This is a genomic window from Alkaliphilus sp. B6464 (assembly GCF_018141165.1).
Classification (GTDB): domain Bacteria; phylum Bacillota; class Clostridia; order Peptostreptococcales; family Natronincolaceae; genus Alkaliphilus_B.
In genome coordinates this window covers 2,463,655-2,477,829 of sequence record NZ_CP058557.1, presented here as the reverse complement: position 1 = coordinate 2,477,829, position 14,175 = coordinate 2,463,655, and the positions used below count along the sequence as shown (strand labels likewise).

General features: G+C 32.9%; 15 protein-coding genes. 3 read left to right on the top strand and 12 right to left on the bottom strand.

Features of this window, described 5'->3' with window-relative positions:
• Nucleotides 1-2 precede the first annotated feature (2 nt).
• From HYG84_RS12385 to HYG84_RS12335, 11 genes are all read right to left on the bottom strand, one after another.
• On the bottom strand, nt 3-2,270 hold the full coding sequence (locus HYG84_RS12385; protein ID WP_212377675.1) for an ATP-binding cassette domain-containing protein: 2,268 nt from the start codon (nt 2,268-2,270) through the stop codon (nt 3-5).
• 443 nt (nt 2,271-2,713) lie between these two features.
• Nucleotides 2,714-3,097 (bottom strand): hypothetical protein, encoded by a 384-nt coding sequence (locus HYG84_RS12380; RefSeq protein ID WP_212377673.1) that lies wholly within the window; start codon nt 3,095-3,097, stop codon nt 2,714-2,716.
• A 58-nt stretch (nt 3,098-3,155) separates the two neighbouring features.
• Nucleotides 3,156-3,947: a DUF6304 family protein gene (locus HYG84_RS12375; protein WP_212377671.1), complete on the bottom strand. Its 792-nt coding sequence runs from the start codon at nt 3,945-3,947 to the stop codon at nt 3,156-3,158.
• Nucleotides 3,948-3,971: 24 nt separating this feature from the next.
• A complete protein-coding gene (locus tag HYG84_RS12370; protein WP_212377670.1) occupies nt 3,972-4,412 on the bottom strand; it encodes a hypothetical protein in 441 nt (146 codons plus the stop codon).
• Nucleotides 4,413-5,066: 654 nt separating this feature from the next.
• Nucleotides 5,067-5,204, bottom strand: coding sequence for a hypothetical protein (locus tag HYG84_RS12365; protein WP_212377668.1), 138 nt, complete (start codon nt 5,202-5,204; stop codon nt 5,067-5,069).
• A 271-nt stretch (nt 5,205-5,475) separates the two neighbouring features.
• Nucleotides 5,476-5,700 (bottom strand): hypothetical protein, encoded by a 225-nt coding sequence (locus tag HYG84_RS12360; RefSeq protein WP_212377666.1) that lies wholly within the window; start codon nt 5,698-5,700, stop codon nt 5,476-5,478.
• A gap of 493 nt (nt 5,701-6,193) precedes the next feature.
• Nucleotides 6,194-7,042 (bottom strand): arginase family protein, encoded by an 849-nt coding sequence (locus tag HYG84_RS12355; protein WP_212377663.1) that lies wholly within the window; start codon nt 7,040-7,042, stop codon nt 6,194-6,196.
• 733 nt (nt 7,043-7,775) lie between these two features.
• Complete coding sequence (locus tag HYG84_RS12350; RefSeq protein WP_212377660.1) at nt 7,776-8,222, bottom strand: GNAT family N-acetyltransferase; 447 nt, start codon at nt 8,220-8,222, stop codon at nt 7,776-7,778.
• A gap of 233 nt (nt 8,223-8,455) precedes the next feature.
• On the bottom strand, nt 8,456-8,998 hold the full coding sequence (locus HYG84_RS12345) for a hypothetical protein (protein WP_212377657.1): 543 nt from the start codon (nt 8,996-8,998) through the stop codon (nt 8,456-8,458).
• A gap of 200 nt (nt 8,999-9,198) precedes the next feature.
• On the bottom strand, nt 9,199-9,489 hold the full coding sequence (locus HYG84_RS12340; protein WP_212377654.1) for a hypothetical protein: 291 nt from the start codon (nt 9,487-9,489) through the stop codon (nt 9,199-9,201).
• 354 nt (nt 9,490-9,843) lie between these two features.
• Entirely contained in the window at nt 9,844-10,101 is a 258-nt protein-coding gene (locus HYG84_RS12335; RefSeq protein ID WP_212377652.1) for a hypothetical protein, read from the bottom strand.
• Between the two features lie 277 nt (nt 10,102-10,378).
• Between HYG84_RS12335 and HYG84_RS12330 the strand changes: the two genes are divergently transcribed.
• From HYG84_RS12330 to HYG84_RS12320, 3 genes are all read left to right on the top strand, one after another.
• Entirely contained in the window at nt 10,379-10,555 is a 177-nt protein-coding gene (locus tag HYG84_RS12330) for an alpha/beta-type small acid-soluble spore protein (protein WP_212377649.1), read from the top strand.
• Nucleotides 10,556-10,733: 178 nt separating this feature from the next.
• Nucleotides 10,734-11,711 carry a diaminopimelate dehydrogenase gene (locus tag HYG84_RS12325; protein ID WP_212377646.1) on the top strand — a complete coding sequence of 326 codons (978 nt, stop codon included), beginning with the start codon at nt 10,734-10,736 and terminating at the stop codon, nt 11,709-11,711.
• 42 nt (nt 11,712-11,753) lie between these two features.
• A complete protein-coding gene (locus HYG84_RS12320; protein WP_212377642.1) occupies nt 11,754-13,010 on the top strand; it encodes a replication-associated recombination protein A in 1,257 nt (418 codons plus the stop codon).
• A 49-nt stretch (nt 13,011-13,059) separates the two neighbouring features.
• Here HYG84_RS12320 and HYG84_RS12315 read toward each other — a convergent pair whose 3' ends face one another.
• Nucleotides 13,060-13,983 carry a hypothetical protein gene (locus HYG84_RS12315; protein WP_212377639.1) on the bottom strand — a complete coding sequence of 308 codons (924 nt, stop codon included), beginning with the start codon at nt 13,981-13,983 and terminating at the stop codon, nt 13,060-13,062.
• Nucleotides 13,984-14,175 lie beyond the last annotated feature (192 nt).

Sequence of the window (14,175 nt, the reverse complement as noted above, 5' to 3'; positions counted from 1 at the left end):
CCTTACTTAATATATTTCTTTAAATATTGTCCTGTAATAGAGGAATTGCAATTTATTAAATCCTTTGGTAATCCCTCAAACATAACTTTACCACCATTCTGTCCCGCAAAAGGTCCTAAATCAATGATCCAATCTGCTTGACTAATAACATCTAAATTATGTTCTATCACAATTACGGTACTGCCTTGTTCAACAAGACGATCCAAAATTTTAAGAAGCTGGGATGTGTCTGACATATGAAGTCCCGTAGTCGGTTCGTCTAACACATAGATGTTCCCATTACTCTCAACCTCATCGGCAAGCTTTACTCTTTGCAGTTCACCACCAGATAAAGTATTTAATGGCTGTCCAAGTGTAATATAAGTTATTCCTACATCTGCCAGCCTTTTTAATGTTGTTGATATTTCTTTTTCATAGAAAAAATCTAATGCTTCGTCAACTGTCATGTTTAAAACTTCACTTATATTTTTATCACGTAATTTATAACTTAATGCTTCATCTATAAATCTATCACCTTGACAAACCTCACATGTATTTACTATCGTATCCATAAATGCTAAATCTGTATATGTTACTCCCAACCCTTTACAGTTTGGACAGGCTCCTTGTGAATTAAAGCTAAATAGAGCAGGTTTTACATTATTTGCTTTTGAAAATAGCCCCCTTATTATATCAAACATTCCCGTAAAAGTAGCAATATTAGAGCGCTTTGAGGTTTGAATTGGCTTCTGATCAATAAAAATCGTTTCAGGATAAAATTTAGGTAACACATGATTGATTAATGTACTTTTCCCTGAACCTGCAACTCCAGTTACCACCGTCATAACTCCTTTAGGGATGATTACATTAATATTTTTTAGGTTATGCAAATTTGCATCTTTCAGAGATAACCATTCAACTGGGTTTCTGATATTCTTTTTTAACTGTGTTTGAGTGCATAGATATTTTCCAGTAATTGTGTCTGATTCCGCCAAACCATTTAAAACACCTTGATACATGATTTTGCCACCATTTATTCCAGCTTGCGGTCCAATATCAATGATATAGTCTGCAATTTTGATTACATCTGGATCATGCTCGACTATCAGAACTGTATTCCCCTTATCACGTAAAAGTTTTAATAGAGCATTAATCTTATTCACATCATGAGGATGTAATCCAATGCTCGGTTCGTCGAAAATATAAGTAATATCTGTTAAACTACTTCCTAACTGTCGAACCATTTTTATTCGTTGTGATTCACCACCTGAAAGAGTTGATGTTTCACGATTTAAACTTAAATAACCTAAACCAATTGAAACTAAATGTTCTAATCGATTGGTTATAGCCACGACCATAGTCGTAGCTTTTGGGTCTTTAATAGCACGAATAAAATCTACTAAATCAGTAATTTGCATTTCACTGCAATCTGCTATATTTTTATTGTTTATTTTACACTGCAAAACGGTTTGATTTAATCGAGTACCACCACAGGCAGGACATGTTTCTTTACCAACAATCCTATCTATTTCTTTTTTATATTTGACTGATTCTCCCTCTTCCTTTTTTAGGAAGCTTCTTTCAATTCTCGGAATAAGACCTTCATAGAGTGAAGTTTTGGGCCATTCTGGATCAGAGGTAGTTACTTTAATATCTGATTTGTATAAAAGCAATTCCAGTTCGTCATCTGTAAAATCTTTTATCTTCTTATTATTATCAAAAAATCCCGAATGAATATATCTTTTTAACCTCCATCCTCCCGGCTCAAAAGTTGGAAATAAAATTGCACCCTCATTAAGAGATTTATTTCTATCCAACAACATTTCAATATCTATCATATCAACTCTTCCTAACCCCTCACATTTTGAGCACATTCCCGAAGGATTATTAAATGAAAAAATATCGGAATAACCAACAAATGGTTTCCCTATACGAGAAAACAATAACCTTAGCAATGAATATATATCTGTGATTGTTCCAACAGTCGATCTTGCATTTCCTCCAATACGTTTTTGATCAATAATAATTGCAACAGATAAATTTTCAATAGCATCCACCTTCGGTTGACCATAGTGAGGTAAACGATGACGAATAAAACTTGAATAAGTTTCATTTAGTTGCCTTTGTGATTCTGCAGCTATTGTATCAAATACTAGAGATGATTTCCCTGAGCCTGAAACCCCGGTAAAGACAGTTATTTTTTTCTTTGGGATTTTCACATCAATATTTTTAAGATTTCTCTCTCTAGCTCCAACTACGTGTATATATCCTTCATTATTTTTCTTATCCATAAAATCACCTTCCAAAAAAGTTAATATCTTAAAACAGAATTACATAACCTAGTAAATATATAACCTGGTTAACTAATTTTACTACTTTTCTTTTTTATTTGCAAAACAATTTTGAAACTGATAGTTCGGATGTATTTGTCATTATAGAGGCGGATATCACTTAGCAAAACATTGTAAATCTCTCGAGAAAGACTTTACCTCCCACGAAAAAGAGAAAAGGCCTTATTCCATTTTTCAAATTCAAAATTGAAAAATAGAGTTTTTCCGCTTTTTTCAATTCATATTAAACCGAAGTATTGACATACTATTTATTTCTGTGTAAAAGTATAACTTTGCGTACATAATAGACCGCCCTATTAAAAATCCCCCCAAACCTAAGTCTAGGGGAACATAGAACACACTTCAATTTTTACATAAAATCCTATAAAGCCTTTGATTTCAACCTATTGTCTCTCTATCAACACCACCGTCTCCACACGCCTTGAGAGTACAATAATGATGTCGTAGAAAACTGGTGCTTCCTTGGTGACATTCCAACGAAAATAATCTTCGTCTTGCTCTTTATAGTCTTTAGAACATAGAAACCAAACTGTTTCAGCCTGATTTACTAAACTATCTATATTAGAAATGAACTCCGTGCAATCGGCGGGGAAACTTCCGTATCTATTAACTATGCTTTCAGGCAAGTCAAATTTCGGTAAACCCTCTTTATTTATTTCAAAAGAATTTAAATTATTACTCAAAACATTTTTATCAACAGGCAAAATATTTATTTTCTTAGTAGATTCCTTAATGCTTTCTAAAATTTTTTCCATTCGCTGATTCATATAGACTCCCCTACAAATTCATATAGCTTTGTTTTAATTCGCCTATAGAAGCGAATGCTTATGCGTATATCAAACCGCGGTATCCTCCTAAGCAGTTGACACGTGGAACAAATTTGTCGCAAAGTCCAACTTCCTGACAAATCCGCCCCTGATCTATTACATCCCAAATGGTACATTCGTTCTCATTTAAATACTCTCCATATTTTCCATTCACCTTAAGATACTTTTCTGCAACATCAAAAAAGCATAACATTGTTCCCATATTACTTTGTCCGTAAGGAGAATAATCAGAATATAAGCATCCAAAGCAATTACATAGGTAATACTTTCCACCTAGTTGTTTGCATACGGAAAGAAAAGATGTTTCAAAAAATGTAGATGGGCTTTCTGCTTCAAATATTTCGGACCCTATTAATAAGCGAAATGATCTACAAACAGTTTTATCGGAGCGGACCCTTTCTCCATCCAAAAGATAATAAGAACCTGTTTGTTCTGCATTTCTTTCTATTGAAAAAACAACCTCCAATTCCGCATAAATTCTGCACTGATTTTTCAAGGAATAACTATATGTTGGTATTTTTATGCTTAAGCTATAAGATTGGAGCATATACCTATATCCCTTCTCCTTACTTCCATATTGGAAAAACAAGAATTTTTGTGACGCCCTGTCTATATTGGCGGCACTTTCATTCTCAGGCAACTCCCAATCGTCAAAATCCATCCCATAGAAAGTAACGCCATCAATGCACATTTTAAGAGGATGCTCTGTGTCATTCTCACCGTAATGATTTTCAATTATACAATCCAAATTATGTTTGCCATCACAATAATGGGCCTGCCACTGTTCCATACTTTACCATTTCCTTTCCCGTAACTACTCATAATCTCTACAAAAATATAGTTCCTCCCATTCAATACATGACGGTCTTTCTTGAGAGTGAAAAAATTGCAGTGCACATTCCAATGCTGCCATTGATGGTATTACTTGTGTATGAAGCCAAATAGAACCATCTTCCATTTCAGAAGTGAGAATCACGACATGAGTATACGGGTCAAATTTCGGGTCAAATATTTTACTTGTCCATTCTGATGGCGTATACAACGTAAAAGTCTGTAAATCAAGCACGACGATCACACCTTTCTCTACAAGAGCCTGAACAAAGCCAATCGCATTTCGTATGTAGTGTAGATCGGAGTCTTTTTGAACTTCGCCTCGGATTACGGCGCATTTATCTGTTTTTTGTATAGCTTCATACAGATTATGGTAGTTATCGTTAAGCACCTTTCCTAAAGTACCCCCAATCAGTGCATCCATGTATTCGTCATTTTCTGGCTTTTTGAGGAATGAAAAATGTAAGTCATCGGGAAATTCATCGACACGATGCCGTTCCCTTGATATATCTAAATGTTCATTATCCGTACCAAATGTAAATTATAATTTGAAAATGTACAATTACTATATTTTGAGTGCTTAATAAAAAATGTACAGATTTTACAATGTAAAATATTAGACGAAGTGAACCATTTACATTGAGGGGCATATATAGTAGCCTCAAACACAGGCATAGCCTTATTTATAAGGCTTGGGTGTAAGGCTTTAGAACTATATATGTAGAGGCTCAATGTCAATGGCTAATATTTTTAGTTATAATTATTGAGTATTTTGAGATTATAATATTTGTGCAAAATCTCATTATAATTTACAGAAAGTATACAATCTTTATTAATACATATCCATTCATATAACAGCTTTGCATCCCTTATTCTTCTGATTTTTCATAAGAACAAATATTATTTAGTGTCTTTAAGTCAAATAAATTCATATTTGCCATTTCCTTGTTCCAATTTATCAACGCATTATCTTCATTTATGAACTGTAGATTATATCCATTTCCTGTGGCTTCATTAATTGGAATTTCAGCTTCTCATTATGCTCATAATCTCACCAATAAACTGGAATTTTGCATTTTTATTTCATGTCTAAAATCAGTTCTAATTTTTCTTGAAAAACTTCTGGCAAAACACTTCTATCCGCCCTCATTTCTACTAACTTCTTAACCAAAGACCAGTCTTCATCCATGGAATTTGTTCCAACATAAGCTACCAAAAGGCAAAGGATAGAGCATCCCATTTTGTTCTAAAGGTTTACGTTGGGATTTTGTTCTAAAATGAGACGAAACACTTGGCAAGCTCTCGGTTGGTGTATATTACCTGCAAGATAATGGAGTGCTGTAATGCCATTGTAATCTTGAATATCCGCATCTATGCTACGCTGGATGAGGTCAATGGCAATATCAAATTTGTTGTTTGTTAAAATGCTTTCATAGAGCATACTTTTGTGGAACTGCGCCTTACATAGTTAATGTCTGTGGCATCCCCTATCTTTTCGGCATATTATTGAAAACCATAAACATAAACAGCGATGGCTTTATAGCACGCTTCATTCGGATATATGGTTGGCAGTTCTTCTTTTCTATGAAAAGGCCAGGGCTTACTTCATGAAAAAGCTCCTTTTCTATTTCATCAAACAGCACCTTTTCTTCCGGACTTATATAACTTTCCGTTTTGGTTGGTTTTATATTGTTTCTTATTTTCTCCTCCACAACTTCTGATTTATCTTTATATGGGATTATATAAATAACCTTTAGCCTAAAAGTGCTCGATAAATTCTTGTTTATCTGACCAACAAAATTTATTCACGCTTTATCTTATCAATTCTGTTCTTTGTCTAAAGCTTTCACTATGGAATGCTACTAATAACCCTATTTTTCATTATTATAATAAAATTTGTCGTGCCAAGCTAAAAGGCACCAGAATTTTTTCACCCCGATGCCTTTAGATTCTATCTGTGTAATCTGCATTTTTAGGGCGTCATCTTTAAAAATACCGAATGTCATCTATAAAAACCCCTAAAAAACAGGACCAAAAAATGTGTTTTTTACTCGTTTTTTACCCAAAAACCATAACATATTATGGTTAAATCGTCTTATTCTCCCTTTTAACCACAATACCTCATCAGAATGAATTATACTCTCAACGTGCCTTGAGGTGACAATAAAGATGTCGTGTAAATACACTAGTCCCTTGGCAGAACTATTAATTTCTTATTGTATCTGCAATTAACTCAATTAACTTTAAAGCCTGACTCCCATCAATATCATATAAACCAAAAAATTCAGTAATCTCTATTCCCACTACCCTAGAATCAGCAAGAATTTCTCTTAAAAGGGTCTTTACTTCTTCAATAGAAAGACCTTCTTCACTAGGTGAGTAAACAGCATACATTTCTTTTTTTGCAATAGCATCTAAATCCAAGTGTATTAATATACTACTATCCTCAGGAATACTATCAAGTACTTTTTTTGCTATTGACTCTATTCCTTTCTCCCTAATTTCCCATAGACTATGCATAGTAACATCTTTATTAATTTCAATCTCTTGTTGATAACCTAAAATTGTAACGTTCCTACCACTAAATCCATTCAACGTATTAAAAAAATGATTAGATTCTAAAAGAAACCATAACCCAGAACCTGCAGCGCCTATACATCGGTCTGACGATGGTTTGTATACATCAATATGAGCATCAATTACAACTAGGTGAGTTTTATCCCCATATCTCCTATATACGCTTTGCATTGTACCTGCTACAATACTGCAATCGCCACCTAAAATCAGAACTAAGTCATCATTCTCAAACCAATTTTCTGACTGTTTATATATTTCTCCCCATACAATACGTGGTCCCGGCCAATTTCTAATAGGCGGAATATTATGTCTTGGCATATAGCTAGGGATATTCACATCCCCAAGATCTAAAACTTCAATTCCCTGTTTCTCGAATAATTCAATTATACCTGCTTGTCTAAGAATTTTAGGAGTCATTTCTGTTCCTGTGTATAATCCTCCAGAATTACTAGGTACCCCAGCTAACTTTATCTTCAATAATATCATCCTTTCATCCTAATTATTGAATTTCAACATCTATCATAGATAAATTTTCTCTTTTTCTTTAGGGCTTATATGATTTGTAGAGTTATCTTTCATTTTTTCCCTTAAATGTTTTCCATTTTAAGATTTCAATTACACTAATCTTCTTATTTTAAAGTACATTAGCTGTTTTCATTCAATTATCCTTAGTTACATCAATTTTATTACATATAAATCTACTAATTCCATTTACCTGACAAGAAAATTATACCATATTTTCTATATTATCATAAGGAATTTCTGTTTTAATACCGTATTATTCAGTTTTAAAAGAGCATTGTTCATATTTTAAATCTTAATCTCTTATTTCAAATTTTCCGATCATAATAACCTCCTCTAGAAATAGATTTTCTTCACTAAGCACAGAGGAGTAATAATTCATTTTTAGGCTCTCAAAACCCCGACTTCCATAAATCACCCCTATGTCATCTATGTTTTAGCTGTTTTTCAACCCTAAACAGATGACATTTTCAATCTAATTCTAACCCATTTTCACCCCTGAAACCATAACATATTGTGTTCAAAGTGCTCTATTTATCGTTTTGGCCACAATGCGTTATCATTATACATGCCTTGAGAGGATAATAAAGATGTCATTATGATCTGAATCCCCCTTGATGGAACAATATATTAAGGAAGGGGCTGTCTCAAAATGGTTTAAAAACCATTTTGAGACAGCCCCTTTTCTTTATCGTAGTCCTTTTCCAAAATAAATATCCAATTTTCCTATTCCGTTTGCATTAGGCATAACCCCAATAATTTTATATCCGAGCTTTAAGTAAAAACCGGATTGATGAGTACCAGCAGTAAAATCGTTTGTTTTTCCTGGTAAATTATCAAATAAATCAACATTTGCAAAGGATGTTTCGCCATCGCCTATTTCATCATCAGCACCCAAATATATTGTCAAGCCACCTTGATTTCTTGCTTCATCCTCAAGAGCTGTCACGATTGCTCTACCAATACCTTGATTTCGATGATTGCTTCGAACAGCCAAGGGATGTAATTCGAAGACATTTCCGTTATACACTGGAGCAAGTATGCCGCCCCAACCAATTGGAAGGCTGTCAGTTGATATTTGTGCTGCTTGCATTATCTGTGTTTTATTTACTTGAGTCATATTTATAATTTGCATTTAATCTCCTCCAAATTTTTGATTTTATTATAGAATCAAATAAGCCGGGAGGACTTCGTGCCTTCGCATTAATTGCAAATTAACAAGGATATCTGATGTGAAACATGATTTTTCACCTCGAATCAATTAATTTCGTTGAGTTGATTATCACAATTAATAAATAGTATTTCAAGAAATTGGTTTGCTCTATGTGGTAGGATAAACTTTAATATGCTTGTTCGGTAAGTGTGTTGTTAATCCACTACCTCAAAAGTAAATACAACGGGGTTTACAATATTATCGCTAAGGGGAGACACATCAACTGACTTAATCTTCAGTTTTATTCCCAATGCTTTTTGGTATTCATACAAACGCCCACCTGCGCATCTTTCAAAATATGTTTCAATTGATGCCGGAAATCGAAACATTCCTTTTGGCGCATGCTTGTAGTATCCATGGTTACAGGCAAAAGTGACTGTGATTGTATTATCATCATTCAAAACAGCCGTTCTGCCAAAGGCATTTGAAAATAGTTCAAGCCTTTCAGCAAGGGGCTTGTCAGCGTGTTCAAGTGCGAAGACTTTGCGTTCTTTATCGTACCCAGTACCTCTACAACTTCCATTTTGCTCGTATAACCGGAAGCGTTGCTCCTTGGTGAGCTGTTCTTCCATCGCTTTTATAAATTTTTCTTCGCATTCTTCTCCTTTATATGTTTGAACAATGTGCTGAAACAAATGCAATGTATCATCATGAATTCCGTTTTTACGCATTCCCATAATTTTCAGCATAGTTTTCATTTCATATACCCTCCTCTTTAATATCCATCACAAGATAATATAAAATTTGTTCGTTAAATTCTAAAATTAGTATATCATGCCAAATATTTCTTTTCTACAGTTTAAATATAATATCCATTTAACCAGTTTGCATATTATCCGACAATTTAATTTCTTAACCATCTATCATTCAATTTATCTCTAAATTCTTCCATAACATTTTAAAAAAATGTTACTCCTTCAGATTTTATATATTTGGAAAAGTAATAGCATTTTCTGTTGCAAGAGCAGACCCAAAATACTGTATCTTTTTTACTGCGATTATCTAGTTCCATATAAATATCTTCAAGATTATCCAAATCAGTTTGTATGGCAACCTCTGACAAGATATCAGAGAGTCCTAATTTTTCAATAAACCCACTCATTGCAGATATCTTTTTTCCATTCTTATCACCATTAGGTATGGCTGCACAACTTGCACCAGCTCCCAAAACAATCATTTTTCCGGACATCAAGCCTGTAGTCTAAACTATCAAGGCACCCTTTGTATATATGTTTCCGTTGGGTTCCTTGATGAATATTATTTTTCATTTATCATAATCATTGAAACGCTCAAGTAGCTTGAAATAAGGCTTTTCCAACCCTCTATTTCTCCACCCTTAATATCATCACTATTGTCTCAACATGACCCGTATGAGGAAAAATATAATATATTTATTATAATCGTAATACTTATCTAGTCTACTTAGAATATTAATTAAAAATTAGAGTGTTCTGTTCTAGCAATAATTTCATCCTGTAATGCTTTATCCAAATTATTAAAGTAGTCACTATATCCTGCAACCCTAACAATTAGATTATTATATTCACAAAGAAGATCCTTTTTGAGAGATTGCCCATATAACTGCAATTATAAGTGAAATAAATAAAGTTGGTATTGTTATTTTTGCAATTGCTTCTAATCCACCTTTTACTCCCCTATAAATAATAAATCCAGTTAAAAACACTGCAACCCCATGAAATAATATAGTTTCATTAGGAGAGCTAATAAAGCCTTCCCATAAAGCGCTAGAATTAAGGCCAGGCTTAATAACACCTTGTACAGAATAAACAAAATACCTCATCGTATACCCAAATAAGATTAGTAATAGTATAGGCTAATATGGATGAACCCTCATGATATATGTATAATATTAGTTAATTTTTATTTCCGGAAAGAAGCATTACTATTTATATATACAAAGAACGTCTCATTTTAAGGACGTTTTATTTTATAAAGTATTATTTTTAGGATTATTTTTAATTTAACTGACATGATTTGGATTCTCTAGATACGGATAACCTTACACTGTTTTCGAATACTATTTAAAGGGGTATTTAAATTCAAAGGAGATGATCTTAATGTCTAAGAAGAGACTACTTGTTCCAGAAGCTAGACATGCTTTAGAAGAATTCAAGATGGAAATTGCAAATGAATTTGGAGTAAACGATCCTAGGCACCTAGCTTCAAAGCATACAGGTTTAATAGTAAGAGATTTAGTAGAAATGGGTGAAAAACAACTTATAAACAAAAAATAGTTTGTATATGTCAAAGGGCATTAGGGTAATTTCTCTAATGCTCTTACTAATTTTTTTAAATATATTAAAACATCATCAATTTTCTGCATTTTTTATTCATAAAATATTATAAATAGCTATTAAAGTGATATAATTCTAGTATTAAAGTACTTATTATAATTTATTATGGGAGGGTCTTATGGATAATAAAATTCGAATTGGTATAGTAGGTTATGGAAATCTCGGTCGTGGGACAGAACTGGCAATATCCCAAAATCCTGATATGAAACTTGTTGCTATATTTACAAGAAGAGACCCAAATTTGCTAGATTCAAAACCTAATGTAGTACATATATCACAAGTATTAGATTTTAAGGATAAAATTGATGTAATGATACTATGTGGTGGTTCTGCAAAGGACCTAGATGAGCAAGGACCTATGATAGTTTCTCACTTCAACACGATAGATAGTTTTGATAATCATCAAAGAATTCCTGAATACTTTGAAAAGATAAATCAATCAGCAAAATCATCAGGAAAATTAGGACTTATATCTGTAGGTTGGGACCCAGGACTGTTTTCCCTTAATAAACTACTAGGTATCTCCATTTTACCCCATGGTAAAAGCTATACTTTCTGGGGAGAAGGATTAAGTCAAGGTCATTCTGATGCAATTAAAAGAATAAAAGGTGTGAAAAATGGGGTTCAATATACTATACCTATTAGGGAGGCATTAGATAAAGTCATGAATTATGAAAATATAGATATACCGACTAATAAGGGACATAAACGAGTCTGCTATGTATGTTGTGAAGAGAATGCAGATTTAGCTAGAATTGAGAATGAAATTAAAACTATGCCTAATTATTTTTATGGCTATGATACATCTGTATTTTTCATATCCGAAGAAGAATTAAAAGAAAATCATAGTAAAATGCCACATGGTGGATTAGTTATTCGAACTGGAACTACTGGAGAAGGCAGCAAGCAAAAAATGGAGTTTAGCCTTACTCTCGACAGTAACCCGGAATTTACTTCATCAATTTCAGTTGCCTATGCTAGAGCAGTGTTTAAGCTGTGGCAAGAAGGCAAGACCGGTGCTATATCTGTATTTGATGTACCGTTAGGATACTTATCTCCTATGAGCGGGGAAGAATTAAGAAGGAATCTATTATAATGATATAATAGATTATATTACAAAATTTTAGGAGGGTTGACCATGAAACCTTTAGCAGATAGAGTACGACCTGTAGAATTAAATGAAATAGTAGGACAAAATCACATTATAGGTGATGGTAAATTATTAAATAGAATAGTCCAGTCAAAAATAATTCCTAATATGATTTTTTTTGGACCATCTGGAACAGGTAAAACTACAATAGCAAATATAATAGCAAATAGTTCCAACAAAAAATTTTACAAAATCAATGGTACTAATGCTAATATAGATGATATCAAGCATGTAATATCTCAAATTGGCACACTACATACTATGAATGGCATTTTACTATACATTGATGAGTTACATTATTTAACTAAACGTCAACAACAGTCTATACTTGAATATATAGAGAATGGAGATATAACTCTTATTGGAAGCACTACCGAAAATGTTAATTTTTCCATATTTAATGCTCTACTAAGTAGATGCACTACTATCGAATTTAAAGCATTAAATACTTACGATTTAATCGAAGGATTAAAAAGAGCCATTTCTCTAGAAGAAACACGACTAGATATCAAAATTGCATATGAAGATAATGCAATAGACTATATTGCAGAGGTATCCGGCGGAGATCTAAGAAGATCTTTAAATACATTAGAACTAATAATAAATACATATGCTATTTATAATCCTGAAGAGATACATATAGATATACAGAAGGCAGTGGAATGCTCTCAAAGTAAAATTACTAATTATGACAGAAATGGAGATGGGCATTATAATCTACTTAGTTTTTTTCAAAAAAGCATAAGGGGATCAGATGAACAAGCTAGTGTGCATGCCCTTGCTAGATTAATTAAAAGTGGAGATTTGACTTCTATTTGTAGAAGACTTTTAGTTATTGCATCTGAAGATATAGGACTTGCTTATCCACAGGCAATTTCTATAGTAAAGTCTTGCACTGATGCCGCTCTACAGCTGGGTTTACCAGAAGCTAGAATACCATTATCCCAAGCTACAATACTGCTTGCATCTCTTCCTAAGTCCAATACTGCCTATAAAGCAATTAATGCTGCATTAGATGATTTAGATAGATTTGATGTAGGAAGTATACCTTATCATCTATGTGATAGTCATTCAAATTCTTCTATAAAAAATAAAGCTGTATATCTATACCCACATGATTATCCCAATAGTTATGTAAAACAACAATATATGCCTGAAAATATTGAGAATAAAACTTATTATAAGCACGGAAATAATAAATTTGAACAATCCATGAAATCCTATTGGAACAATATTAAAGGTTAAATATTTAAAAATCATAGTCTGTTGAGTTCTCAACAGACTATATCTTCTTTTATTGTAGTTCACCTTCACGTAGCTCTATAAATGGTACGTTTACTTGTGGTGGGAATAATGGTGGAAAATCTGGGCAAATTTGTCTTGGACTAACGCTTTGCTCGCAGAAACCTGTACTTAGTACGCATAATTGTACTGGAACTTTAATCTTCTTCTCGCAAGTAATACATAAAGCAATAATTAAGTTAACAAGAACTTCACCTGTTTGTGGATTAAACGTAATATCCCTAGATATACTTTGAGTTGCTAATCTAGGAGTAAATGCAATGTTACAGAACTCCGCAAATTGAGGTAAGAACGCTGAATCAAATACTGAAGGCATACATAATTCAAAGAAATTAGTTACTGTTTGATTTACCGGTACTCTCCCCCTAAGGGTTGTAGTTTGTGTATTTCCTTGATTGTCAATAAAATCAACATCTATTTCTACTGCAATTGTACCTCTAATAAATATTTCCTGTGAACCGAATACAGGAGTACCTCTAGTTATTTCATCACACTCAGAGGTATCAGCAAAAATTAGAAACTGTAGTAATCCAGCAGGACCTGGAACAACAACAGGATCTCCTTTTTCATCAGTAACAAACTGAGCACCTGATAAGGTTGTTGTAGGAGTAATAGTTAAATTTTTAGGATCATTAATATTATCAGGGTTAAAAAATTTTTTAGCTCTTATAGCTCTTACTCTTATAATTCTAGATTTTGGACCACATTTTGATGTTGGTAATGTTCCAAATGGTATTCTGTTTCCAGCCTGTAATCCTTGTAAATTAAATGTTGCTGAATCATATACCTTATCTACAAATATACATTCGCCAACTACATCATCTAGATTACCGTCAAAGAAGCAACCTGTATTGGCAATACAGCATGGTTCATCTATCTGTAATACACCAATATTTAAATCTTCATTGTTTGCCATTATCTTCACTCCTTTTACTTATTATTCATAAGAACAAATAAAACATTTAAATTCCTACTTAATGTACAATATGAAGGATGATTAATTTAGGTGCTAGTAAACAGTAATTTTTATTGTAATTTGGCATATATTTTAATGAAAAAGTCTTTATGTATGTGGTATTTTATCTTTTATACTATTGAAATAAAAATT

What these genes read in the sequence shown, in the direction of transcription:
- HYG84_RS12385 (WP_212377675.1), bottom strand. Translation starts at nt 2,270, where the DNA reads ATGGATAAGAAAAATAATGAAGGATATATACACGTAGTTGGAGCTAGA.
- HYG84_RS12380 (WP_212377673.1), bottom strand. Translation starts at nt 3,097, where the DNA reads ATGAATCAGCGAATGGAAAAAATTTTAGAAAGCATTAAGGAATCTACT.
- HYG84_RS12375 (WP_212377671.1), bottom strand. Translation starts at nt 3,947, where the DNA reads ATGGAACAGTGGCAGGCCCATTATTGTGATGGCAAACATAATTTGGAT.
- HYG84_RS12370 (WP_212377670.1), bottom strand. Translation starts at nt 4,412, where the DNA reads ATGGATGCACTGATTGGGGGTACTTTAGGAAAGGTGCTTAACGATAAC.
- HYG84_RS12350 (WP_212377660.1), bottom strand. Translation starts at nt 8,222, where the DNA reads ATGCAAATTATAAATATGACTCAAGTAAATAAAACACAGATAATGCAA.
- HYG84_RS12345 (WP_212377657.1), bottom strand. Translation starts at nt 8,998, where the DNA reads ATGAAAACTATGCTGAAAATTATGGGAATGCGTAAAAACGGAATTCAT.
- HYG84_RS12340 (WP_212377654.1), bottom strand. Translation starts at nt 9,489, where the DNA reads ATGTCCGGAAAAATGATTGTTTTGGGAGCTGGTGCAAGTTGTGCAGCC.
- HYG84_RS12335 (WP_212377652.1), bottom strand. Translation starts at nt 10,101, where the DNA reads ATGAGGTATTTTGTTTATTCTGTACAAGGTGTTATTAAGCCTGGCCTT.
- HYG84_RS12330 (WP_212377649.1), top strand. Translation starts at nt 10,379, where the DNA reads ATGTCTAAGAAGAGACTACTTGTTCCAGAAGCTAGACATGCTTTAGAA.
- HYG84_RS12325 (WP_212377646.1), top strand. Translation starts at nt 10,734, where the DNA reads ATGGATAATAAAATTCGAATTGGTATAGTAGGTTATGGAAATCTCGGT.
- HYG84_RS12320 (WP_212377642.1), top strand. Translation starts at nt 11,754, where the DNA reads ATGAAACCTTTAGCAGATAGAGTACGACCTGTAGAATTAAATGAAATA.
- HYG84_RS12315 (WP_212377639.1), bottom strand. Translation starts at nt 13,983, where the DNA reads ATGGCAAACAATGAAGATTTAAATATTGGTGTATTACAGATAGATGAA.